General features: G+C 39.8%; 23 protein-coding genes. 15 read left to right on the top strand and 8 right to left on the bottom strand.

Annotation, left to right across the window (positions count from 1 at the left end):
• Positions 1–57 precede the first annotated feature (57 nt).
• The 3 genes from EU510_RS18345 (at position 58) to EU510_RS18335 (ending at position 2,448) form a co-directional block, all read left to right on the top strand.
• Positions 58–750 (top strand): pseudouridine synthase, encoded by a 693-nt coding sequence (locus EU510_RS18345; protein WP_149594650.1) that lies wholly within the window; start codon positions 58–60, stop codon positions 748–750.
• Positions 751–852: 102 nt separating this feature from the next.
• Positions 853–1,227: a BlaI/MecI/CopY family transcriptional regulator gene (locus tag EU510_RS18340; RefSeq protein ID WP_138683399.1), complete on the top strand. Its 375-nt coding sequence runs from the start codon at positions 853–855 to the stop codon at positions 1,225–1,227.
• A gap of 9 nt (positions 1,228–1,236) precedes the next feature.
• Entirely contained in the window at positions 1,237–2,448 is a 1,212-nt protein-coding gene (locus tag EU510_RS18335; RefSeq protein ID WP_149594649.1) for a TonB family protein, read from the top strand.
• A 74-nt stretch (positions 2,449–2,522) separates the two neighbouring features.
• Here the strand turns inward: EU510_RS18335 and EU510_RS18330 are convergent, their stop codons facing one another.
• Positions 2,523–2,906, bottom strand: coding sequence for an MAPEG family protein (locus EU510_RS18330; protein WP_024605945.1), 384 nt, complete (start codon positions 2,904–2,906; stop codon positions 2,523–2,525).
• A gap of 240 nt (positions 2,907–3,146) precedes the next feature.
• Here EU510_RS18330 and EU510_RS18325 point away from each other — a divergent pair, with 240 nt between their 5' ends.
• Entirely contained in the window at positions 3,147–4,025 is an 879-nt protein-coding gene (locus EU510_RS18325) for a DMT family transporter (RefSeq protein ID WP_188085442.1), read from the top strand.
• Positions 4,026–4,091: 66 nt separating this feature from the next.
• Here EU510_RS18325 and EU510_RS18320 read toward each other — a convergent pair whose 3' ends face one another.
• The 4 genes from EU510_RS18320 to EU510_RS18305 form a co-directional block, all read right to left on the bottom strand.
• A complete protein-coding gene (locus EU510_RS18320; RefSeq protein WP_149594647.1) occupies positions 4,092–4,409 on the bottom strand; it encodes a DMT family transporter in 318 nt (105 codons plus the stop codon).
• Positions 4,409–5,941 carry a bifunctional GNAT family N-acetyltransferase/carbon-nitrogen hydrolase family protein gene (locus tag EU510_RS18315; protein ID WP_149594646.1) on the bottom strand — a complete coding sequence of 511 codons (1,533 nt, stop codon included), beginning with the start codon at positions 5,939–5,941 and terminating at the stop codon, positions 4,409–4,411. Before EU510_RS18315 ends, EU510_RS18320 begins: the two co-directional genes overlap by 1 nt.
• A gap of 88 nt (positions 5,942–6,029) precedes the next feature.
• Positions 6,030–6,878 (bottom strand): MBL fold metallo-hydrolase, encoded by an 849-nt coding sequence (locus tag EU510_RS18310; protein ID WP_149594645.1) that lies wholly within the window; start codon positions 6,876–6,878, stop codon positions 6,030–6,032.
• A gap of 57 nt (positions 6,879–6,935) precedes the next feature.
• Positions 6,936–9,221, bottom strand: coding sequence for a penicillin acylase family protein (locus EU510_RS18305; RefSeq protein WP_149594644.1), 2,286 nt, complete (start codon positions 9,219–9,221; stop codon positions 6,936–6,938).
• A gap of 156 nt (positions 9,222–9,377) precedes the next feature.
• Here EU510_RS18305 and ycaO point away from each other — a divergent pair, with 156 nt between their 5' ends.
• The 7 genes from ycaO to folX all read left to right on the top strand — a co-directional run bounded on the left by ycaO (position 9,378) and on the right by folX (position 18,070).
• Complete coding sequence (ycaO, locus tag EU510_RS18300) at positions 9,378–11,138, top strand: 30S ribosomal protein S12 methylthiotransferase accessory factor YcaO (RefSeq protein ID WP_149594643.1); 1,761 nt, start codon at positions 9,378–9,380, stop codon at positions 11,136–11,138.
• Between the two features lie 115 nt (positions 11,139–11,253).
• Positions 11,254–14,616, top strand: a complete 3,363-nt coding sequence (locus tag EU510_RS18295) for an ATP-binding protein (RefSeq protein WP_149594642.1) — start codon at positions 11,254–11,256, stop codon at positions 14,614–14,616.
• A gap of 43 nt (positions 14,617–14,659) precedes the next feature.
• Positions 14,660–15,289 (top strand): YceH family protein, encoded by a 630-nt coding sequence (locus tag EU510_RS18290; protein WP_149594641.1) that lies wholly within the window; start codon positions 14,660–14,662, stop codon positions 15,287–15,289.
• Between the two features lie 68 nt (positions 15,290–15,357).
• Positions 15,358–16,188 (top strand): ammonia-dependent NAD(+) synthetase, encoded by an 831-nt coding sequence (nadE, locus tag EU510_RS18285; protein WP_149594640.1) that lies wholly within the window; start codon positions 15,358–15,360, stop codon positions 16,186–16,188.
• Positions 16,189–16,412: 224 nt separating this feature from the next.
• Entirely contained in the window at positions 16,413–17,132 is a 720-nt protein-coding gene (gene folM / locus EU510_RS18280; protein ID WP_149594639.1) for a dihydromonapterin reductase, read from the top strand.
• Between the two features lie 22 nt (positions 17,133–17,154).
• Entirely contained in the window at positions 17,155–17,709 is a 555-nt protein-coding gene (gene folE, locus EU510_RS18275) for a GTP cyclohydrolase I FolE (protein ID WP_002962341.1), read from the top strand.
• A gap of 4 nt (positions 17,710–17,713) precedes the next feature.
• The gene (gene folX, locus EU510_RS18270) at positions 17,714–18,070 is read left to right on the top strand and encodes a dihydroneopterin triphosphate 2'-epimerase (protein WP_002962340.1); all 357 of its coding nucleotides are present in this window, start codon (positions 17,714–17,716) and stop codon (positions 18,068–18,070) included.
• Between the two features lie 12 nt (positions 18,071–18,082).
• On the opposite strand, the gene EU510_RS18265 is transcribed toward folX, so the two are convergent.
• On the bottom strand, positions 18,083–18,520 hold the full coding sequence (locus tag EU510_RS18265; protein WP_149594638.1) for a YqaA family protein: 438 nt from the start codon (positions 18,518–18,520) through the stop codon (positions 18,083–18,085).
• A gap of 227 nt (positions 18,521–18,747) precedes the next feature.
• Entirely contained in the window at positions 18,748–19,113 is a 366-nt protein-coding gene (locus EU510_RS18260; RefSeq protein ID WP_149594637.1) for a DUF4870 domain-containing protein, read from the bottom strand.
• Between the two features lie 185 nt (positions 19,114–19,298).
• On the opposite strand from EU510_RS18260, the gene EU510_RS18255 reads away from it, so the two are divergent.
• The 4 genes from EU510_RS18255 (at position 19,299) to EU510_RS18240 (ending at position 23,034) form a co-directional block, all read left to right on the top strand.
• The gene (locus tag EU510_RS18255; protein ID WP_149594636.1) at positions 19,299–20,000 is read left to right on the top strand and encodes a spondin domain-containing protein; all 702 of its coding nucleotides are present in this window, start codon (positions 19,299–19,301) and stop codon (positions 19,998–20,000) included.
• A gap of 10 nt (positions 20,001–20,010) precedes the next feature.
• A complete protein-coding gene (locus EU510_RS18250) occupies positions 20,011–20,748 on the top strand; it encodes a spondin domain-containing protein (RefSeq protein ID WP_149594635.1) in 738 nt (245 codons plus the stop codon).
• Between the two features lie 62 nt (positions 20,749–20,810).
• Positions 20,811–21,536: a response regulator transcription factor gene (locus EU510_RS18245; RefSeq protein WP_149594634.1), complete on the top strand. Its 726-nt coding sequence runs from the start codon at positions 20,811–20,813 to the stop codon at positions 21,534–21,536.
• Between the two features lie 10 nt (positions 21,537–21,546).
• Entirely contained in the window at positions 21,547–23,034 is a 1,488-nt protein-coding gene (locus EU510_RS18240) for a sensor histidine kinase (protein ID WP_149594633.1), read from the top strand.
• Between the two features lie 43 nt (positions 23,035–23,077).
• On the opposite strand, the gene EU510_RS18235 is transcribed toward EU510_RS18240, so the two are convergent.
• Positions 23,078–25,252, bottom strand: coding sequence for a S9 family peptidase (locus EU510_RS18235; protein WP_149594632.1), 2,175 nt, complete (start codon positions 25,250–25,252; stop codon positions 23,078–23,080).
• Positions 25,253–25,311 lie beyond the last annotated feature (59 nt).

The following is a 25,311-nucleotide window of genomic DNA, read 5'->3' as shown; positions in this document are numbered from 1 at the left end:
TACGCAGCTTTGCTATAATCACGATCAAATTTTTATTAGCCGCTGGGGTCACACGTGATGAGCACAAAAATCCGACTCGCTAAATATATTGCCCATGCAGGTATTTGTTCTCGTAAACAGGCATCGCGTTTAATTGATGAAGGTGTTGTGACTGTAAATAATCGCCCAGCGAATCATATTGATCACGTTGATGTGCAAGACGTTGTTATAGTGAACGAAAAAGAAATTAAAGGGGCGGCCGATTTAGTTTATTTTGCGTATCACAAACCAGTAGGCATTGACTGCAAATTAAATATTGATGACCCAGCAAGCCTTATTCACCATTTACCTACACTTACCCGTGTTTACCCTATTGGTCGATTAGATAAAGACTCGCGTGGTTTGCTTATTTTGACCAACGATGGGGATTTTTGTAATCAACTAATACATCCTGACTTCCACCAGCCTAAACATTATTTAGTCACCGTAAATAAGCCTTTAGACGATGCTTTTTGTAAAAAAATAGCAGCAGGCGTACCCGTTGATAAACTCATAACCCTGCCTTGTGAGGTAAATAAAATAGCCAGTAATCAGTTTAGTATTGTTTTAAAGCAAGGGCTAAACAGACAAATACGTAAAATGGCGCATTACTGCGGATACAAAGTAATTGATTTATTTAGAGTGCAATTTAGTGACCTCACCCTTTCAAAGCTAAACCTACCTGAAAACCAATATATACAAATTAATAAAACCGATATTTCAAAAATCTAATACCAAGTCACTTAATTACATCTCAAAAAGTCAAAAAATAAACTTGCAATAATAGATTACAGGTGTAGTCTTAAGTTAAGGATTACATTTGTAGGCAACAAAATGATTGAATTATCAAAAGCAGAATTTGACGTGCTCGATGCACTTTGGATTAACTACCCCGCCACCGCGAGCCAAATAATTGAGCGCTTAAGCGACGATAAGCAATGGCACGAAAAAACCATTAAAACCCTACTAGGTCGACTAGTCAAAAAAGGCGCACTTACATTTGAAAAAGACGGTCGCCAATATATTTACACTCCCTGTATGGAGCGCGCCGACTACACCTTAAAAGAAAGCCAAAACTTTATTGAGCGATTTTTTAGTGGGCGTATTGCGCCACTTGTAAGTGGCTTTGCTAAATCGGAGCAGCTTTCTCAGCAAGATATAAACGAACTTAAAAAAGTTATAGATGACTGGGAAAAAAACCAAAAGTAAGGGATTAACATGGTTATTCAAACTGGTTTTAATTGGTTAATTGAGCAGCAATTACTATTAAGCATTTTGCTTTGTGGTTTTATTTTACTCGAGCGATTTGGTTTAAAAGCCCTTGGCTCGCGGTTTGTATATAAATTAGCATGGCTATTACCTGTGGCATTGGTGATTGCTAATTTACCAAATACGATTAAACCACTACAAAATAGCAATATTAGCCGTTACTTAATCACCCCTAACCAGCCTTTTACACATGAAATGGGTATTAGCTGGGCGCTCATGTATGTACTTATTACCGCAGGGTTATTAATAGTCAGTTTTATTACGCATACCCGTTTTGTTAAAAGCCTGCAGTTAACTGAGTTAACACAATTTGAAGGCACTCTTACCGCTGATGTTAAAACTTATACCAGCCAACATGTAGCCACGCCAATGGTGGTCGGTATTTTAAACAGCAAGCTGGTGTTACCGAGTAACTACAATACCCAGTTTGATAAAGCCACATTAGCGCTTATTTTAGAGCACGAAAACGTACACATAAAACGCAAAGACAACCTAACAAACGCACTTATATTACTACCTACTATTTTACTTTGGTTTAACCCACTAGCTTGGGTTTGTTACGCAAGCATGCGCCGACTACAAGAGCTGACTTGTGATGAACGGGTACTTGCCAATAAAACCACACAACAACATATTTTATATAGCAAAGCCTTAATTGACTGCGCGGCAAATGCGCCTACAGGACTTATGGCTTATTCACACTACGGAGATAAAAAAACCATGTTACAACGACTAACTAACATAAAACACAGCGGTAATAGCTCTCGATTTGCCAAAGGAAGCTTAATGCTAATAGCGGCAAGCATGCTTAGCGGATTAGCCATTGCTAAACAACCACAAGCCGAAATGACAAAAGAGGATCATATCTCACCAACAATACGCATTGAACCTGCCTATCCAGCACAAGCAGCTCAACAAGGGATCAGCGGCTCTGTTGTATTAAAATACGATATTGCAGCAAATGGCAACACAACAAATATTAGTGTCATTCAATCTAAACCTAAAGATGTTTTTGATAAGTCAGCAAAAGAGGCTCTCGCAAAATGGAAATATAAAGCATCAGATTCAGGTTTTGAAGATGTACTTGTGCAACTAGATTTTGCGATTAATAGTGAAGTGGCGCCTACCGATTTAATAGAGCGAATTAAAGTATCGCATTAACGCCACCGGGTTGTTCAAGACGACAAAGCAAGCGCCCTTTTAGGCTGCTTGCTTTGTGGTTTTAAAATATAAACCTACAAACTCACCACAATCATGGCAATGGCTGTACCCAAACCAATAAACCACACTAATGAGCGAATTATATCTAGGTTCATATAGTAAAATACGCAATACAAAATACGCGACACAATATGCGTAACCGCTAGCGTTTCGGTCACTGCACCTACAGAGTTAGTGCCCAGTACAACTGCAATAGCGACAGCAAAAACAGCAAGCGATTCAAAACAGTTTTGATGAGCAGCGAGCGCCCGTGCACCAAAGCCGGTTAATTTTGTTTGTTGCGCCCTTGGATGTTTATTGTCGTATCGACCTAATTTTGCCATTGCTATAGCTACCGGCACTTTTGCAAAGTAAGGCATTAATACCGCAAGTAATGCACATACAACTAATGTTGTCATAATTTATCCTTTTGATGTTTCGGATAATTTAGCATAAGCGTAATAAAAAAGCCGCCAGATACGTTTTATGACAAACGCTGGCGGCTAAACAATAACATCACACTTACTATAGCTAAGTTTACTCATAAAACAGTGCGGCATAATGTCGCAGATGATGAATATTCACTATCACCCTTAATGCATCGCATTAATAACTAAAGATTGTTAACTTAAAGACCTTATTTCTAATCGACAAATACCATGACTTGGATCTTTTTCACTTTTTTAGCCGCCTTTATGCAAGCCTGGCGTAATGCCCTGCAAAGTAAATTAAGTAGCAATGTGAGTGTTGCTGGCGTAACTCTCTCCCGCTTTATTATTGCAGGTCCTATTGCTGCCGTGTATTTATATGGTTTGTATCAATATCAAGATACCGCCATGCCTACGTTTAATAATGCCTTTTGGGGATTTATTGTAGGCGCAAGTGTTATGCAAATACTTGCCACTGGTTTAATGGTTAAGTTATTTAAAATGAATAATTACGCTGTAGGTGCTGGTCTTGCCAAAAGCGAGGCGTTAGTAGCTGCCATTTTAGGTGTATTATTTTTTGGCTCGGCACTTTCTTTGCTCGGTTGGCTTGGTGTGTTTTTTGGCGCTATTGCCGTATTGCTACTCAGCGGCATAACAAGCGTTAAACACTTTAATGCTAAAACAGCATTACTAGGCCTTGCTTGTGGTACTTGCTTTGCACTTACCTCACTGTGGGTACGAGAAGCGAGCTTAAACTCAGGATTACTATTTCCTCACTCAGCAGCTTGGGTTTTGCTGTTTGTAATTAGCCTACAAACATTAATACTACTTGGCTATTTATTATTAAAAGAGCCGCAAACACTTAGTAAACTGTGGCAATACAAAGGCACTACTGTCGCAATTAGTGTTTTTAGTTGTGTCGGCTCTATTGGTTGGTTTAGTGCAATGAGCTTACAACATGTTGCTTACGTTAAAACACTTGGACAGGTTGAAGTATTTTTTACCATGCTAATTGCCGTACTTTGGTTAAAACAGCCACTTAAAAAACAAGATACTGCAGGCTTAATACTCATAGCCATTGCCGCTGTTTTGGTCATGTTGCCAAGTTAAGGGCATAAAAAAGCGCAGGCTTTTATACCTGCGCTGTTATAATTTTTATAACTTTAAGAACTGATTCTAAGAGCTTATTTTAAGTGTTATCACACCGCTAATAATCATTAATACTCCCGCAATACGACCAAACGTTGCCGCATCGTTATAAAACAATATCCCTACTAAAAACGTACCTGCAGCGCCAATACCTGTCCACACGGCGTATGAAGTGCCCATTGATATTTGCTTTTGCGCAAGCCACAACATAAAACCACTCGCGACCATAAATGCCACCGCTATTGCGATACCCTGCCAGCGAGTATCATTGTTTTGCGAAATTTTTAAACCTATCGGCCAGCCAATTTCAAGTAAACCGGCAATAACCAAATAAATCCACGCCATTAAACGTCTCTCTTTTTAACAATCACTTCGTATAAATCTTCACGTCGATCTTTTAAATTACGCACTGTGCCTTCGCTGTGAAGTATTTTAAGCTTATCCATATCAAGGTCACTAAATAATAGCATTTCTGTATTAGGTGTGGCTTCATTTAATGTTGCATCGTGCGGGAACGAAAAGTCCGAAGGCGTTAATACAGCCGATTGTGAGTACTGCACATCAAGGCTTTCTACTTCAGGTAAGTTACCTACTGAACCTGCAATAACCACATAACATTCGTTTTCTATTGCACGTGCTTGTGCACAGTGACGCACACGTAAGTAGCTATTTTTAGTATCGGTCCAAAATGGCACAAACAGAATATCTAACCCTTGTTTGGCCAATATCCGTGAAAGCTCAGGAAACTCTACATCGTAACAAATTTGAATACCCACACGACCGGCATCAGTATCAAACACGGCAATTTTATCGCCGCCTTGAATAACCCAATCGTTTTGCTCGTGCGGGGTTATGTGTATTTTACGTTGCTCGTCTATTTTACCGCTACGATGGCATAGGTAACTTACGTTATAAATTTTATCATCTTCGGCAAGTGGCATAGAGCCGGTAATAATATTAGCGTTGTACTCTATTGCCATACGCGACATGGCGTTTTTAAATGTCTCGGTGTATTCCGCTAAATAGCGAATCGCTTCCGTTTGATTACTTTGATTCCCTAGCCCCATTAGTGGCGCATTAAAAAACTCAGGGAAGAGTATAAAGTCACTTTTGTAGTCAGATACGGTATCTACAAAATATTCAACCTGCTTTAGCATTTCTTCAACCGATTCAACACAACGCATTTGCCATTGCACAGCACCTACACGCACGATTGATTTAGTTGACTCAAGTACCGTATCGGTTGGCTCATACATGATGTTATTCCACTCAAGTAAAGTGGCGTAACCAACTGATTCTTGATCCTCCGGTAAATACTTTTTAAGTAAGCGTTTTACCTGAAAATCGTTAGATAACTGAAAGCTCAAAATAGGATCGTATAATTCTTTTTGATCTACTTTTGCAATGTATTCCATTGGCGTCATTTCACTGCTGTGATTGTAATAACGCGGAATACGCCCACCTGCTAAAATAGCGCGTAAGTTATATTGGCGGCACAATTCTTTACGGGCATCATAAAGGCGACGACCTAAACGCATGCCTCTGTGAGTTTCGCTAATGGCAACATCTAAGCCGTATAGCGCATCGCCATCGGTATCGCTAAACACACGGTCGTGACCGTCTGCAATATCTTCGTATGTATGCGGATTTGAAAAACGCGTGTAATCAACCTGCACGCTTAATGCTAAGCCCACCAGCACGCCGTCATCCACAATACCTATTTGCCCTTCAGGAAATTGGTCTATTAATCTAAAAATGGTATGACTTGGCCACGCACCACCTAAGTCGGGATACGCTTGATCCATCAAGGTTTTAATTTGCGGATATTGCTCTCTGGTTAAGTTACAAATTTCAAGATGGGTTTTTTCTGCCGACATACACAACTCCTTTGGGCATAAGAAAATAAAAGCCGAATGTACGTTAAAGTACACTCAGCTTTGTATCATGTTTTTTACGTTACGCGTACTACTTTAAGCTACGATAAAAAAGTGTGGTTACTTTTTCTTTTGGTAACCAGCCTGCGTATTCAAGACCAAGTTCTGCCAATGGATCGGCTTTAAGCACTTGCTCTAGGGTGGCATTATTTTGCATGGCTTTTAGCATTACGTCTTTCGCGTTTTGAACTAGCTTACCATACGCTATCAGTCCTGAACGGTCACTTACCTTACCGTGTCCTGGTATTACTTTAGTGTTGTCGTCAATTTGATTAACTACATCGTTTACTGCCGCTAAAATACCATCAACGCTGCCGCCGCTATCTACATCAACAAACGGTAAGCTGCCAAAATTAAAGTAAATGTCACCCATGTGTACTATGTTGTCGTTACTAAAAAAGATAACCGAGTCGCCATCGGTATGTGCATGTTCGTAATGCACTACATGGGCGTGTTCGTTATTAAAATGTAGTTTTAAGTCGTGACCAAAACTAATGCGCGGTAAAAAGTCTGACCCTTCGCCGTGCTGCTCTTCTAAACGTTTGTGTACATTGTCGTGCGCTATAACGTGCGCACCCGCTTTAGCAAAGTTTTCGTTGCCACCGGTATGATCGCCATGATGGTGAGTATTAATAACAAACTCTGCGCTACCTGGTTTTAAATCGCTAATGGTTTTTTTAATATCATCTGATAACTTGGCAAACTGATCATCAATAATATAAATGCCATCATCACCTACACTTGCTGCAATATTACCGCCTTGCCCAAATAGTACGTATACATGCTCACTTAGCTTTTGTGCTGTTACTGGGCCATCATCTGCTTGCGCTGCTGTACTTAGTAGTAAACCTGTTATTAATGCAGGTAGTATTTTTTTCATTTTAGTTCTCTGTTGTATGAATTAATAAATATAGAACGTGTTTAGCTATACTTTAGTTCATCGTGTCGGCTTTATTACTATTTGATGTATTAATTCTTGCGGCAACAAAGGCGTATGTTTACCTTCTACGTAATCACTAAATCCCGCTCTGTAAAATTCAGAAAGAGGGTGCCCCGATTGCCCACCGGGAATAGCTAAAATTGCATGTTCTAAATGCCCAGGTTGAGCAATAAAACGCTGCGATGCGCCAAAACTACGCCCTTGTACAGCAGGCATGTAACTATCTCCAAACCCTGCTGCTGTGGGCATATTTAATAACTTAGCAAGTAACGGCATTTGCTTTGCAAACGGATGCTCTATCACTAACTCATTTACCTTGCCCCACTGCCAGCTTTGTACGTTATTACCAAATTGTTCTGTAAGCTTAGTAATAGTTTGGCTAAATGCTCCTTGTAGCTGCTCATCCCAGCTTTTAAATTGTGGATTTATCCACGAATCAGGTTTGCTATTAATAAGCTGCCAAACAGCGGGCTCTAAATCTCGTTTTACGTATTTAAGTGTGCCTTGTTGTTTATTTAATTGGCTTTCAATATTGCTAAATAAAATATTAATCACTTCATCGCGGTAGCGCTTAACTAAGGTATACCCTGTGGAGGTTGAACACGCACATTGCTGCCAGTTTTCAAGCGCTGTTATATATTGCTGATTTTTAGTTTGATCGGCTTTTAATTGCTTTAATAGCAAAGCATGCCAAGGTATTAAAAAGCGAGCTTGGTTATCAAGTTGTAATGCGTAAAAGTCGCTCTCAGCAAATGTTTGTTTTTCAAATAATCTATCGCGAATTTGACTCGAACGTGCACCGAGTGCGTAGCCACCATTGCCAAAACGCGCGTTATCCTCAGCCGATACTACGCGAGAGTTCCCTGTCCATAATCGCCCACTTTGTGGGTTTTTAACAAAGGGCCGTTGTAATTCGTTTTGCTGCCAAAGCACGCTGTAATCATCGGCATTTACGCCAAGCTCACTTGGTGTTTTACGAGCCGGTATACCACCGATATTTTTCCACGCGGCGCTACCTTGGCTGTCTACCACCATTAAATTTTGCACCGGAATGCCCACATCGCTTGCTACAGCAAGTGCATCATCTACTGTTTTGGCTTGCTCTAACTTTAGTAACTGCATATTAACGGCGTAAGGCTGATGTGCAGCCCAGCTAAGTGCATAAGGTTTTTCGTTAATGTATTTTACAGGTCCGTATTCACTAAGTATTAATGAGTAGTTTTCAACCTCCCCATCGGGTAATGCAATAGGCTCATCTACTTGCCATGTTTTACTGTCATCGTTTAATGCAATCCAATCGGCTGTATCTAAATAACCGTTAGTAAACCCCCATGCAATATTATTGTTAGTCCCAACCACAATGGCAGGTGCGCCGGGCAGCGATACACCGGTAACCTGAGTCTGCTCACCACTGTGCATGTAATTTAATTGTGCCCTGTACCAAATTACAGGTACTGCCATCGATAAATGCATATCATCGGACACCATTCCAGCACCTGTTTTAGTAAGTGCTCCTGTAACAGCCCAGTTATTACTGCCGCGCTCTTGGTTTGTTTCAATATTTTTAACTGTGTGCTGTGTTTGAGTTGGCAACGCGGGTATGTCGCCGTTATAAGGCGTTAATTTACTACCATCAAGCGCAGCTTGGTATTTGCTCGGTTGCGTTAAAAAATCAACCATTTGCTTACCGTACGTTTGCTCAAGTTGTATCAGTGCTTGATCGCGCTCAAAGGTCGCGCTTTGTAAATCTAGGTACATACTAAATATCACAAGTAGGCTGTCTTCACTTTGCCATGGCTTTTGCGCTGCACCTGTTAGTAAATATTCAAAGCTTGAATACCCTACTTGCGCTAAGCCTTCGTTTACACCTTGAGCGTAACTTTTAAGTAATTGCTTATCTGCCTCTGGCAGCGTTTGTAAAATAATTTGGCTGCGTTTACGTAATTGATGAAAACGCATTTTTTTATCAAGCCCAAGCGCTGCTTCGCCAAATAATTCACTTAACTCACCTGCGGCATTACGTCTTAGTAAATCCATTTGAAAAAATCGGTCTTGCCCATGCGCATAACCTAAACCATAGGCAGCGTCGTTTCGGCTATTGGCGTTTATTACTGCTTGCCCTAGTGCATCGCGCGAAATTTTTACAGGCTCTATTACCGCGTTACTACGTCCGTTTCCATCAAGAGCGGGTAAACTTAAACTAAGTACGCCATAAACAACAGCGGTACTTGCCAGCCCTAATATCACAATTAATAACAACAAGCGTTTGATTACTTTAAACATCACCGTTTCCTTTGCACGTTTTGACCAAGCGTTAAGCACATATAATAACCACAGTTTTATTAAATAATAATGTTCTTGCTCGCAAAGGGTGAAATAAACATCAAAATCCACGATAATGTCAGCTCCACACATCGTGCAGAACTAGTTGAGATCAATATGACTGAAAAAACATTTATCAAAGGTAAAGACCGCGACCTAGAATCGTCAATCTCTACCATGCAAAACAAGCTTAAAGCCCTAAACATTAATGTTGAAGAAGCGCTTTGGCTTAACCCTGTAGCTAACTGTTATTCGGTTCATATAAAAGACAGCGACTGCGGCGTTATGTTTACCAATGGTAAAGGCGCAACCGACAAAGCCTCTATTGCCTCAGCGCTAGGTGAATACTTTGAACGTTTAAGCTGTAACTACTTTTTTGCAGACTTTTATCTAGGTGAAGAATTTGCTAATGGTGAGTTTACTCATTACCCAAGCGAAAAATGGTTTAAAGTTGAAGGCGATGAAGTGCCACAAGGCATTATGGATGAAAGCTTATGGGATTACTTTGACCCAGAGCGCGAACTAAACGCATCACACCTTTTTGATTTTAACTCTGGCAATATCGATCGTGGTATTTGTACCCTGCCATACACACGCCAACGCGATAACCAAGACGTGTACATTCCGGTAAACGTTATCGGTAATATTTTTGTATCTAACGGTATGAGCGCAGGTAACACCAAGTTTGAAGCGCGCGTACAAGGTTTATCAGAAGTATTTGAACGCGCTATTAAAAACCGCATCATCGCCGAAGGCATTTGTTTACCAATCGTGCCTGAAGACGTTGTTAAGCAATACCCTAAAATTCACGAAGCGTGTGAAGAACTTCGCAGCCATGGCTTTCATTTACGCATTGCCGATGCATCTCTTGGGGGTAAATACCCTGTAATGAGCGTAACGCTTATTAACCCAACTGATGGTTCTGTATTTGCTTCTTTTGGTGCTCACCCATCATTTGAAGTAGCGCTTGAGCGTACCGTGACTGAGTTACTACAAGGTCGTCGTCTTGATCAACTAGATGTATTCCAACCTGCTACCTTTGATAACGATGAAGTAGCAACACCAGAGAACATTGAACTGCACTTTATTGATTCAAGTGGATTGATTTCGCATGATTTTTTCCGTGCAAAACCTGATTTCGAATTTGTACACTGGGACTTTAGCGGAACAACTGAAGAAGAATATAACTTCTGTACTGACTTAATTCATAGCATGGATCATGATATCTACATCATGGATTACACGCACCTAAACGTATACGCGTGTCGTATTTTAGTCCCGGGCATGTCTGACATTTACCCTGTTGATGAGCTTATTTGGCGTAACAACAACGAAGGCGCTAAATTCCGCGAAACATTCCTATCGCTTGATCAGTACGATGCAGAGCAATGGATGGAAATTTACGACAGCCTTGAAGAAGCAGGCCACAGCGATATTATCCGCGCCGCAGAATTTATTGGCCTTGCAACCGATGCCGACACACCATGGCACACACTGCGCATTGGTGAGCTTAAAGCGCACCTATGTTTAGCTGCAGGCAGCGAAGAAGCGATTGATTGGGTTGATTGGATACTTCATACAGGCCAAGTAAACGAAGAGGCAATGCGCCACTTCCGCTGTTTAAAAGCGATTTTAGAAATTAAATACGATGACGAGCGCGAATATGCCGATTATCAAGATGCACTAGGCTTAATGTTTGGTGCTAACAATGTAGCGCTGGCTATAGAAATTGCCGAAGGTAAAAAGCAGTTTAACGGTTTAACTTTCCCTGGTTTATCGCTTGAAGGCTTTAAAAAGCATGCGGCGCTACTTGATGGTTACCGCAAACTACATGTAGCAAAGCAAAATCATTGGGCGCGTGAAGTTAGCGACTCGTAACTCGCTAAACTACTAATTATAAAAAATAAACGGCGCATTTGTTAATGCGCCGTTTTCATTTGTGTCATAAATTAGCTATAGTTAATTTGCCTAAATTAACGCCACGATGTAGCAAATGCCACCATCTACTAACAATAAAAAAACGAACGTTCATAACTTTAAGTTGACCTTTTGGTTATCGCTTACGCTAACTGTACTAGTTGGTATCGTTCTTGACCGTATTAACTACAATCGTGTTAAAGATGCTCATCGCCTACAAATTCTTTCTGAAGTAAGTACATATCGAGCTCAATTAGAATCCATTTTAGTTTCTAATATCCAACTAGTTCGGGGTTTAGGTGTTGCCGTAGCGGCGCAACCTGATTTACAGCAAACACAATTTGAACAAATTGCCCAACCGCTATTTAAAACCTCAAATGAGCTTCGCAATATTGCTGGCGCTCCCGATATGGTCATTCGCATGACTTACCCCTTAAAAGGTAATGAAAAAGCACTCGGTTTAAACTTTTTAGAAGAAAAAAACCAACGCGCTGATGCAATTAGATCTCGCGATACAAATACCATTGTAATGGCTGGCCCATTAAAATTAATCCAAGGTGACATAGCACTTATAGCCCGAGTTCCTGTTTACATACCGCCAGAGAATCGCTTTTGGGGATTACTTTCAGTTGTTCTCAACATTGAAAAAGTCTATGAAAACTCAGGCATTTATGAGCTAGGAAAAGAATACAACGTTGCTTTACAAGGCAGGCATGGACTTGGCAGCAAAGGGGAGTTTTTTTACGGTAATCAAAACATAATAGAGCAAGACCCCCTTGAGTTTACGTTAAGCTTTCAAGGTGGTAATTGGCAACTTTACGTAGCACCTAAAATAGGTTGGAGCCCACCAAATTCAGCTGTGTGGCCACTTAGGTTATCAATTATAATTATTTGCGGGTTATTAATTTGGGCCTTTTTATTCTTTTTGAAAATGCTTAATCGTCAGCAACAAAACGAAAAAATGCTTGAGGCAATGAGTGATCTAGCCCAAATCGGCGCATGGTCATTTAATCTAGAAAACAAGCAAATATATTGGTCTGATATGACCAAAAAAATATTTAAATACTCACTAGATACACAACCTGAATGGCCAAGTGATTTAGGCTATTTTAAAGAAGGTGAAAGCCGAAAAAAAATAGCCGGGTTAATTGAACGAGCTATAAAGTTTGGTGAAAGTTACGAAGTTGAACTAGAAGTTATTAACGCAGAAAATAAAACTATATGGGTACTCGCGCACGGTGAAGTTGAGCGAAAGAATGGCCGTAGCATTCGTATCTTTGGATCATTGCAAAATATTGATACCCGTAAAAAAATTGAATTAGAAAGCAATAAAGTTGCACTGCATAATGAAATACTCGCGTCGCTAACCGTTAATAAACTAATATTAAACGGACAACTAAGCCAATCTAAAGACATAATCACACAATCGATTTGCCAAGCATTTGACGTTAAACGTGCCAGCATTTGGTTTTTTAATGAAGATAAGAGTAAATTAAGGCCGTTTGCAGTTCACAGCAATCAATTATCAAGCGACACCTTAGACTCTATTTGGCTAAGAAGAAATACTAAAGATTTTTTTAATACCATTGATCACCAAGCTGTATTTAATGCTCCAGATGCACTAAATCACCCGGTTTTAACGCCTCTAAAAGCACACTATTTAAACCCTTTAGAAATTCAAGCCATGTTATGCGTGGTTATCCCAGCCGGTAGCGGAGCTTTAGGTGTTGTATGCGCAGAGCAGTGCCAATCACCTAGAAATTGGTCTCGTAACGAAGAGAGCTTTTTAATTGCCGTCGCAGCACTTATTGGCAGTTTGTACTCAAGCCAAAAACGCATTGAAACCGAGCAACAACTCGTTACCGCTAAAGAAGCAGCAGAGCAAGCTGTTGAAGCTAAAAGTGAATTTTTAGCGAGTATGAGCCACGAAATTCGCACCCCAATGAACGGTGTTTTAGGTATGCTTAACATAATTAAGCAAACTCAATTGGACCTGCAGCAAAAACATCATATTGAACTTGCTCAATCATCAGCTCAATCTTTGCTTAATATAATTAATGACATATTAGACTTTTCTAAAATTGAAGCCGGTAAGCTCGATATTGAAAACGTGCAATTTAATTTACCTCGGTTATTAGGTGAAGTAGTTGAATCCTTTGCTTTAAAGGTAGAACAAAACAATACAAAACTTATTCTAGATGCGACTCAAATAACTGTTAGCGAAATAATTAGTGATCCTAACCGCTTGCGCCAAATTTTAAATAACTTAATTGGCAACGCGGTTAAATTTACTATTGATGGCGAAGTAGTCATTACCGCCAGAATAGATGAAACAACGGATGGCTCGTTCCTACAGTGTTCGATTATTGATACTGGTATTGGTATTGACCCTAAAAAACAAGCGTCGTTATTTGACTCATTCACACAAGCCGATGCTTCAACAACACGCCAATTTGGGGGCACAGGGCTTGGCCTTGCTATAGTAAAACAGTTGTGTGAACTGATGAACGGTGAAGTAAGTGTAAACAGTATGCAAGGTGAAGGAAGTACATTTTCTTTCACAGTACAAATACAACCGCGCTTAAGTAAAGAACAAGATTTACCGAGTCATTTAATTAAAAACAAACATATTTTAATTATTGATGAATGCTCGTTAAATGCTAACACCGCTAACAAGCAGCTCACTGTTTGGGGGGCAAAAGTTAATTGTATACATAACTATCTTGAGGTTGATGATTACTTAAATAATGTAACCACCCACCTTGGTGCTATTTTAGTTGATTACTACTTTTTTGAAAAAGCCCCACAAACGCATATCACCGCGCTCAAAAACTTTATAAATATGCATAGTTGCAAGTTAGTTATTATGGCGCCAATGAGTTATTCACCTGAGGAGTCTAAAGTAGGTATGGAAGTCGACTGTATGATTTTCAAACCTCTCACACCGTCTGATTTGTTTGACTCACTCACAAACGATAAATACATTGAACAACAGCAGCAACAAGCTCAATTGCAAAATAAGCTAACTAAAGCACCTGCACTCGACTCATCAGAGCCACAACTACTGCTTGTTGAAGACAATAAAATAAACCAAGTGGTTGCCTCTGCGCTATTAAAGCAGGCGGGTGTTACTTTTGATATTGCCGAAAATGGGCTTGAGGCAATTGTAAAGCTCAATGCAAAACAAGGGAAACCATATAAGCTCATTTTAATGGATTGCCAAATGCCCGAAATGGATGGCTACCAGGCCACTAAAGCCATTAGAGAAGGTGATGCAGGTAAAGATAATGAAAATATTACTATTATTGCGCTAACAGCCAATGCCATGCAGGGCGATAAAGAAAAATGCCTAGCCGCGGGCATGAACGACTATTTAAGTAAGCCTCTCGATTTAGCTGCATTACAACCAAAGCTTCAACAATGGCTTGGCATTCAATAAAGGTGTAAGCTAATAAAATACGCTTACTAATTTGAGATTATTTATGCAGTTATCAACAAATCAACAACGTATTCTTGGTTGCCTATTAGAAAAACAAAGCACAACGCCAGAGCATTATCCGCTATCGTTAAACGCGCTAGTGAATGCATGTAACCAAAAATCTAATCGCGATCCTGTGTTAAGTCTTACAGATGAAGACGTGCAAAACGCACTTGATGAACTAATAGAAATGCGTTTGGTTACAATAGATGAAGGTCTTTCGGGTCGCGTAAATAAATACGACCACCGCTTTTGCAACACTGAATTTAGTAATCTGCAATTCTCTGCTCAGCAACGTGCCATTGTTTGTTTATTACTTTTACGTGGCGCCCAAACCCCAGGTGAATTAAGAACCCGCAGTGCTAGGCTTGCTGATTTTAATAACGTAAATGAAGTAGAGGCAGCGCTCAATAAACTGATTGAAAGCGAGTACGTCACAAAGCTAGAGCGTGAAGCTGGTAAACGTGACAGTCGATATATTCATTTATTTGGCGAACAAMAAAATAATCCCGCCGATGCCTTTGTTGCGCTACCAAGCGAAGTAATTAAAGACAAAGAATTAAGCGATTTACTTGAAGAAGTAGAAAAATTAAAAGCAGAGCTTCGCCAAATAAAAGCTCATTTAAAACTTTAATTAACTAAAACTAAATCACATAATAAGTTTATTGCGTATCACATATTAAATTTTATAAGGAGCTGGCAATGCGCGCCGAAATTATGGCTGAAATGAAGGTTCAGCCAACGATTGATGTAAATGCTGAGATAACTCGCCGAGTTAATTTTATTAAAACACGTTTGGTAGCAGCTCACTCCCGCTCATTAGTACTGGGTATTAGCGGTGGTGTTGATTCATCAACCTGCGGCCGCTTATGTCAACTTGCTGTAAACGAGCTAAATAAAGAACACGATACTAACAAGTATCAGTTTATTGCTGTACGTCTACCTTATGGTGTACAAGCTGACGAAGATGAAGCACAAATGGCGGTTGATTTTATTCAACCAAGTAAACGTATGACCGTAAACATACAACCTGCGGCTGATGCATTGCATGAGCAAGCAATAGCTGCCGTAGTTGGCTGTGGTGAAGCACTGCCTGAGCAAGCCCAAATAGATTTTATTAAAGGTAATGTTAAAGCGCGTCAACGTATGGTTGCTCAGTACGAAATTGCAGGTTTTTGCCAAGGCTTAGTAGTGGGTACCGATCATAGTGCTGAAAATATTACTGGTTTCTATACTAAATTTGGTGACGGCGCGTGCGATTTAGCTCCTCTGTTTGGTTTATCAAAACGCCAAGTTCGTGCACTTGCTACTGCACTAGGTGCGCCAGCTTTATTGGTAGATAAAGCACCTACAGCTGATTTAGAAAGTGACCGCCCAGGTTTAACAGATGAAGAAGCGCTTGGTTTGAGCTATGAGCAAATTGATGACTTTTTAGAAGGTAAACCAGTGTCTAATGATGTTGAACAAAAGCTTGTAAGCATTTACACGCGTACACAACATAAGCGCCAACCAATTCCGACAATTTACGATTAAGGTTTAGTAGCTAAAATAAAGCAATTAATGCCTTTGAGGATTAATTGCTTTTTTGATCGACAGATTAAGAAGCTGCGTATATTTTAATAAATTAACGCTTTGAATTTTTATAATACCAATTGCATTAAATTAGTGAGCTATTATAGCCCTATGAAATAGCGATAGAACGATGATATTTTTAATAATATTGGTATAACTACCCGCCAAAGAGAACACTGCCTTATATGACATCGCCCATTTTAATTACCGGCGCAGGCCAACGTATTGGTTTAGCACTCGCTCAGCATTATATAGCCCAAGGGCAGAGCATTATTATCACGTATCGTACTCGTCACGCCGCTGTTGATAAATTAGAGCAACAAGGCGCGGTATGTATTTATGCCGATTTTAGTAACGATGACGGTATTAGTGCATTTATAAATACGCTTAAAGAGCATACAACATCGCTGCGCGCTGTTGTTCACAATGCATCAAGCTGGGACTGCGAAGCTAACAACCCTGACTTTGCAGCACTGTTTGATAATATGATGCGTATACATGCCAAAACACCGTATTTAATTAATTTAATGTGCGCAGAGCTGCTTTTAAACTATCAGCAAAATGAAAAAGTACCTGCCGATATAATACATCTTACTGATTATGTAGTTGAAACAGGCAGCCCTAAACACTTAGCTTATGCAGCAAGTAAAGCAGCACTCGACAACCTAACTAAATCGTTTAGCGCTAAATATGCGCCAAATATAAAAGTGAACTCGGTTGCTCCATCGCTCATTATTTTTAATGAACATGACGATGAGCAATATCGAGCAAAGACCCTTAAAAAATCATTAATGGGCATTGAACCCGGATGCCAAGAAATTATCAATAGCATTGATTTACTATTACAAAGCCACTACATCACAGGGCGCTCTTTGCCTATTGATGGTGGTCGTCATTTAAAGTAAATATAAATAAACTGAGATATTTATGCACAATGAATTAAAAGAAAGTTATGAAAAAATCATCACCGCTGTAGGCGAAGATGCTAACCGCGAAGGCTTACTTGATACGCCAAAACGTGCTGCAAAAGCAATGGAATATTTAACGCAAGGGTATCGTCAAACGCTTGATGAAATAACTAATAAAGCAGTATTTACATCTGACGCCGACGATATGGTGTTAGTGCAAGACATAGAGCTCTACTCTATGTGTGAGCATCATTTACTGCCTTTTATTGGTCGTTGCCATATTGCTTATATACCAAACGGTAAAGTATTAGGCTTATCTAAATTTGCACGTATTGTTGATATGTTTTCACGCCGTTTTCAAATTCAAGAACAGTTAACGCATCAAATCGCTAAAGCAGTTGAAGAAGTGACTGGCGCTAAGGGCGTAGGCGTTATTGTTGAGGCAAAACACATGTGTATGATGATGCGCGGTGTAGAAAAGCAAAATTCAAGCATGCGTACATCAGTAATGTTAGGTAACTTTAGAAGCGATCCTAAAACACGTAACGAATTTTTGCAGCTTATAAAAGGTTAACCCTATGGCTAATGCAATTATTAACGTTACTAATTTACGCCTGCGTACGTTTATTGGCTTTAACCCCGATGAGCGTGAAAAAAAGCAAGATGTAGTGATCAATCTAGAGATTCACTACCCTGCTGATGACGCGTGTAAAACGGATGAAGTTGACCAAGCACTTAATTATAAAGTGATCACCAAAGAAGTTATTAGCTTAGTAGAGCAAGGGCATTTTTTACTGCTCGAAAAATTAGTGGCTGAAATTCTTGCCGTTTGTCACGCGCACCCAAGCGTTCATTACGCTAAAGCACGTGTTGATAAACCACATGCACTGCGTTTTGCCGACTCAGTGTCGTTAACGCTTGATTGGGCTAAATAAGGTCTTAAAAACTTATTTAAAAAAGCTTTCGAATCCTACGGCAAGGGCGATAACCGCTAAATAGCGAGCGCCTTTGCCTAGTGTTACTAACAGTAAAAAGGTACTAAATCGTACTTTAAATATACCTCCAATCACCGTTAATGGGTCCCCCACAACCGGTAACCAAGCAAATAACAAACTATACACTCCATATTTATTAAATTGCTTTTGTGCGCTATCAAGCCCTTTTTGCGATACAGGAAACCATTTTTTATCTTTAAAACGCAGTACCTGCGTGCCTAACCAGTAATTAACGCAGCTTCCCAATACATTTCCAAGCGTTGCTACGCACCACATAAGCCATAAATTAACTTTATCTTGAGTAATCATCCCCACCATAATCACCTCAGAAGAGCTAGGCAATAATGTCGCAGATATAAATGCGCTAATAAATAACGTGAGATAAAGCATAATGCCCTTATGGCTAAACGTAAAAACCCAGCCTATAGCTGGGTTTATAATACCAATTTTATTAAAAACATGATCATTCTAGCGTATTAAATAACTCACTAACGACGTTAAAAATTATTTATATAGAACCACTATGTATCATAATTTTAGCCTTGTTATTGAGCTATTTTCTTATCGCTATAATAGATCACTAATTTAATGCAATTGGTATAAAAATAACTGAGGTTTTATTTTATCAAATTTAAACTAAACGGGTAATTAAACTCTTTACCTTCGTTAGCTTTAATACTTGCCATTACAACCATTACAAACCCAAAAATTGCCACTATAGGTAGTAATATTAAGCCTACTGCTACAAACATCAGTAAAAAACAAACTACATATGCAATTGCCATCGTTATTTGAAAGTTAAGCGCCTTTTTACCGTGCACGTCAACAATAGGCATTTCATCTCTTTTAATTAACCACACAATTAATGGCCCAATTATTGAGCCAAACGGCACAATAAATCCGGCAAGCGCACTCAAATGGCATAACATAGCCCACATACGGTCATCTTTATTAACTGGTTCAACCTGTTGATTTTCTTCCATAACACTCTCCTTTTTGTTTTATGTATGTTGCCTCTTAACTAAACAAATGTCTACAAATCAACCAACGTATTTATGTTTAAAAATCACAGCGTGAAATTTTGTGATAAAAAAGTGATAAGTTTGTGAGAGTTTCTGGAGACGATTATTCAATACTTAACTCGAATCATCACTTACAGGAAATAATAATGAAAACTTCTACATTAACAATCGCAATTCTTTTAGCGGCAGCTAGCCAATCGACTATGGCCGCAGAATTAGACCTAAAAGTTACTAACCTAACCAAAGGTATTCACTTTACTCCACTGTTAATTACAGCACACAACAGCGAAGACACACTATTTGAAGTCGCAACAGAGGCATCTACAGCACTACAAACAATGGCTGAAGGCGGCAATATTGCAGAGCTAGTTGCACAAGCAACTGCAGCGGGCAGTGATATGGCTGCAAATCCAGCTGAAGGTTTACTTGCACCAGCCGCATCTACAACGGCAACACTGAGCACGACTGACGGTAATGAGTACCTATCTTTAACTGCAATGATGCTACCAACTAATGATGGCTTTGTAGGCTTAAACAGCTGGAAAATCCCAACAGAAGCGGGTACTTACACAATTAATTTAAATGCTTACGATGCAGGCACAGAACAAAACAATGAGCTTGTAGTTGAAGGCTCTGGCGCACCAGGTACTCCAGGTATTCCTGCGGCTCCAGGTGGCGACGCTGGCACTGGCGGTACAGGTGTATTAAGTGGTGATACAAATACTAGCATTCATATTCACCCGGGTAGCTTAGGTGATGACGATTTAGAAGCGGGTAATAGCGATTTAAGTAATACAGTACACAGATGGTTAAACCCAGTAGCACAATTAACCGTTACAGTTAAGTAGGAGCATGATTATGTCATCTGCTAACAACCTTAAAAAAAGTCTACTAGTGCTTGCACTTGCAACCACACTTGCAGCGTGTAGCGATAACGATAATGACGATCCAATAATAGAAGAACCGGTCGTTGTTGAGCCAATTGTTGTAGAACCTGTGATCAGTGAGTTTACTATTACTTTTAGTAACTTAACTGCAGGGCAGCCTTTATCACCACTCTCTGTCATTGCTTTTGAAGATGAAGCACCTTGGACATTCGGTACAACCGCTTCTGTTGGTTTAGAAATGCTTGCAGAAAGCGGCGCAAATGAAGAATACCTCAGCTACGAGAATGCACTTGCTGCAGTTTCAGCTGAAGGCGCTATTGCCCCTGGCGAAACCACCACAGTAATCATTACTGTTGAAGAGCAAGAAACGCTTAATTTGTCATTTGCTGCCATGCTTGGGAATACAAATGATGCTTTTACCGGTCTTAGTTCTTTAGATGTATCAACATTAGAAGTTGGCGGTTCGTTATCACGCACTACGACTGCTTATGATGCGGGTACGGAAGCAAATACAGAAACAGCTGAAACTGTGCCAGGTCCTGCCGCTAGCGGTGAAGGGTTTAACGAAATACGTGACGATACAGCCGATATAATAACAATGCATCCGGGCATTGTTTCAAATCAAGATGGATTATCTACATCAGCACTTGGTGTTGAACATAAGTTTGATAACCCAGTATCGAAAATAGTAATTACGCGCACGCAGTAACGTTCCAGCTTGTAATGGGGAAGTAAGGGAGCACGGATGCCCCCCTTTTTACGAGGTAATACATGCGTCACGAAAAAATATTAGTAGTAGAAGATGACAGAGAAATAGGTAAGTTAATTACCACGCAGCTAACGTCGCTTAACTTACATGTTGATCATGTTGTGAGCGCAGAACTTGCCTTAAAAAAAATAGCTAAGCATCCCTACGGACTTATTTTACTCGATATAAACTTACCCCAAATGGATGGCTTAAGCTTATGCCGAAAAATAAAAGAGCATTACCCTACTACCTCCGTAATTTTACTCACCGCGCTTAGTAGCGATATGGACAGAGTTATTGGCCTTGAAATGGGCGCCGATGATTATATTTGTAAACCCTTTTTTGCACGCGAATTACAAGCCAGAGTAAAAACCCAATTACGCCACAGAGCACAACTACTCGCGAGCCAAAACAACGACAACTCTCCCGTTGATAGCGAACAAACACTAAATATAGGCTCACTCAATATAGAATTTAGTTCGCACCAAGTGTATTTAGGTAAACAAGCCCTTAACCTTACCGCCACCGAATTTGATTTACTCGTTTACTTTGCACGTCATCCTAATCATGTTTTTAGTCGCCAGCAGTTACTCGATAAAGTATGGGGTTACCAACACAGTGGCTACGAGCACACGGTTAATTCACACATAAACCGCTTACGTGCCAAGCTAGAAGAACACCAACAAGCGCCTATCATCGAAACCGTTTGGGGTGTTGGTTACAAACTAAACCCTAGCCAACTCAATTAAGACACCTATTATGAAACTTTCTTTGTACCAAAAATTAGCGATATCGCTAGTCGTCATTTTTTGTTTTATTTGCGCCCTTGTTTACGGCTGGAGCAAGCAACTGGAACTCACCTCAAAACATCATGCTGAGCAAAATTTACATTTGGCGCTTGCCGAGCATTTAGTACAAGATAACCCATTAATAAAAGAAGGTGTTTACGACTATAAAGCGCTTGAAAACCTCTTTCATACCTTGATGTTATTAGGCCCGGCGTTTGAATTTTATTTTGTAGACGAAACCGGAAAAATTCTTACTTACTCCGCAAAGCCAGGTAAAGTAAAACGTACGCATATTAGTTTAACCCCTTTAAAAAGGCTGATTAACGACCCAAGCGCTGCACCTATTTATGGTGATAACCCTCGTAATAAAGAGCAACAAAAAATATTTTCAGCCGCGCCAGTATTTAATCAAGATAAGCTACAAGGTTATTTATATGTAATTATTGGTGGCGAGGCTTACGATACCTCACTAAGCACTGTAAAAAATAATGATAAGTTATGGCTAGCCGCTTTATGGCTTGGCTCTGCACTTGCATTTTTATTTATTGCGATGCTAATTTTACTACGCTTTTTTACCAACCCAATTCAGCGCTTAGCACGCGATGTTAGTAATATTGAAGCCGCTAACTACAGCCTTACCGACACCAAGCTAAGTAACTATTCAACGCAAAAAAGTAACGAAGTGCATAGCTTAGGCCGAAGTATTCAAGCCATGTTAACGCGTATTAATGAGCAATTTAAAGCACTTGAACAAGGCGATAAACAACGCAAAGAGTTGCTAACTCATCTATCGCACGACCTACGCACACCACTTGCTTCACTGCAGGGGTTTTTAGAAGTATTAAATCAGTCGGGTGAACAACTAAGTAAACAAGAGCAGCAAGAATACTTACAGGTATCGCTTAATAATTGTGGGCAATTAAAGTTACTCATAGAGCAAATATTTGAGCTTGCTCACTTAGAAAATGGCGAAATAAGTATAAATAAAGAAACCTTTAATTTAGGCGAACTCATTTACGATTGCATGGCAAAATTTAGTTTAGCTGTTGATAAAAGAGGCATTAGTTTGTCGGTAGAACCTGCGATTTGTGATTTTCCTGTAGTTGCCGATATCGCTAAGCTAGAGCGAGTACTGAGCAATTTAATTGATAATGCAATTAGGCACACCCCTCGCGGCGGCAGCATTGCAGTACATGTAAAACGCAGTGAAGATAATCAATTATTTGTGCATGTATCAGACACGGGTGTAGGCATAAAAGAAGATGAGCTGAATGCTATTTTTGACCCTCACTACCAAGCAAGTAATTCTAATAAAGAAGGGCGCCAGCAAGGTGGTTTAGGATTGGCTATTTGCAAAGGGTTATTAAAACTAATGGATAGCGAAATTTACGTACAAAGTGAAATTGGTAAAGGCACTATGTTTAGCTTTAATTTGCCACAAAAAAAGGTGCTTTTTTAAAAAGCACCTTATTGAGTTAAATCTATTTAAATATAAATATTAACTACTTTTTAATACCCGCTAAATCAAGCATAAATGCATAGTTTAGCGCGGTATCTTCTAAGCGCTTAAAGCGACCCGATGCACCACCGTGCCCTGCTTCCATATCTATTTTAAACAGTAACTTATTGTCATCAGTTTTATAGTCACGCAACTTAGCAACCCATTTTGCAGGCTCAAAGTATTGAACTTGCGAATCGTGCAAGCCAGTCGTTACTAGCATATTAGGATATGCTTGCTTAGATACTTGGTCGTATGGCGAGTAAGATAGCATGTAATCGTAATACGCTTTTTCGTTCGGATTACCCCACTCACCGTATTCATTTGTTGTAAGCGGAATGCTCGCATCTAGCATAGTGGTTACTACATCTACAAACGGGACCGCAGCAACAATGCCTTTATAAAGCTTCGGTGCTTGGTTTGCTACCGCGCCCATTAATAAGCCACCAGCACTGCCACCTAACGCAAATATTTCATCTTTTGCGCCATACTTTTGAGAAACCAATGCTTTAGTTACGTCAACAAAGTCATTAAACGTATTCTTTTTAGTGAGTAGCTTGCCGTCTTCGTACCAAGGACGACCTAGCATTTGCGAGCCACGTACATGGGCAATTGTAAATACAAAGCCACGGTCAAGTAAACTCAAACGCGTACTTGAGAAAGTAGGATCCATGGTTGCGCCATAAGAGCCGTAACCGTATTGCAGTAGCGGGTTAGTACCATCTTTTTTAAACGAGTCTTTACGGTAAACTAAGCTTACCGGTACTTTTATGCCATCACGTGCTGTTACAAAAATACGCTCTGAGGCGTAATTATCAGCATCAAAATCACCTAATACAGCTTGCTGTTTAAGTAGTTTTTTATCGCCAGTCGCTAAATCTACATCGTACGATGAACCTGGAGTGGTCATGCTTGTGTAGTAAACACGTAACGTGCTGCTATTTATATCGTTATTGCCATAAGTACCAATTGTATAAGCGCTATCGTTAAAGCTCAGTGGTAACTCTTTACCTGTTTTTAAATGACGAGCAATCAACTTTGATTGGCCCATTTCACGCTCTTGGTAAACTAAGTAGTCATTAAATAAATCAATGCCTTCGAGCTTAATATCATCGCGCGCTGGGATCACACTTTGCCAATTTGCTTTGTCACCAGCTTTATCAATATCCACTTTCATCAGCTGAAAATTTACAGCATCTAAGTTAGTTACAATGTAGTAAGTATTCCCTAGCTTCGAAATTTCATATTCAAGCCCTGCTTCGCGCTCAATTAAGCGTTTAGGCGTTGCCTTAGCATCATCAGCATTTAGTACCGATACGCCTGATGCTGCTGTGCTGCTGTGCCAAATATAAATTTCTGACTCATCTTTGCTTTTACTCATCCCCATGTAGTAACTGGTATCAGTTTCTTCGTAAATTAGCTCATCATCAGCTTGTGGTGTACCTAACGTATGACGGTAAACTTGATAACCTAATAAAGTTTGTAAATCTTTTTTAATGTAATAAACCGTTTTATTATCGTTTGCCCACACAATGCCACCGTTAGTGCCCTCAAGTGTATCTTCGAGTAATTTACCGGTTGTTAAATCTTTTATTTTTATACTATAAATACGACGGCTAACAGTATCTTCGCCATAAGCCATTAAATTGCCATTCGGGCTTACATTTAAGCCACTTACTGCATAATAATCATGGCCTTTCGCAAGCTCATTTACATCTAAAATAACTTGCTGATCCGTACCTGCAAAATCGCTGCTGCGTAAGTAAGTAGTGTACTCGTTATCGCCACGTGTTTGCGTTGAGTAAAAATAATCACCGTTTTTAACTGGGACTGAATCATCGTCTTTTTGGATACGCCCTTTTAGCTCTTCAAACAATTCACTTTGCAGCGTTTTAGTATGTGCAAGCATTGCATCAGTGTATGTATTTTCAGCTTCTAAATAGTTAATCACCTCTGGCGCTTTACGTTCGTCATCACGTAACCAATAGTAATTATCTACCCGTGTGTCACCATGAATAGTCATCTCATAAGGCACTTTTTTAGCAACTGGGGCTATAGCTTGGGCTACCTGAACCGTTTTAACTTGTGTATTATTTTTTTTGGTTTCTTCAGGGGCTTGATTACAGCCACTTAAAATAGCGAGCGATAGTGCAGCAAGAGCGAATGGAGTACGTTTCATCAGTAAAATCCTTGTTGTTTTTATTTTTTATTAAGTAGTTAAATATACCTATAAATGGC

This window comes from Pseudoalteromonas sp. FUC4, from assembly GCF_008370255.1.
Classification (GTDB): domain Bacteria; phylum Pseudomonadota; class Gammaproteobacteria; order Enterobacterales; family Alteromonadaceae; genus Pseudoalteromonas.
Note: the sequence above shows the minus strand (reverse complement) of the source record. Positions and strands in the feature narration are given on the sequence as shown.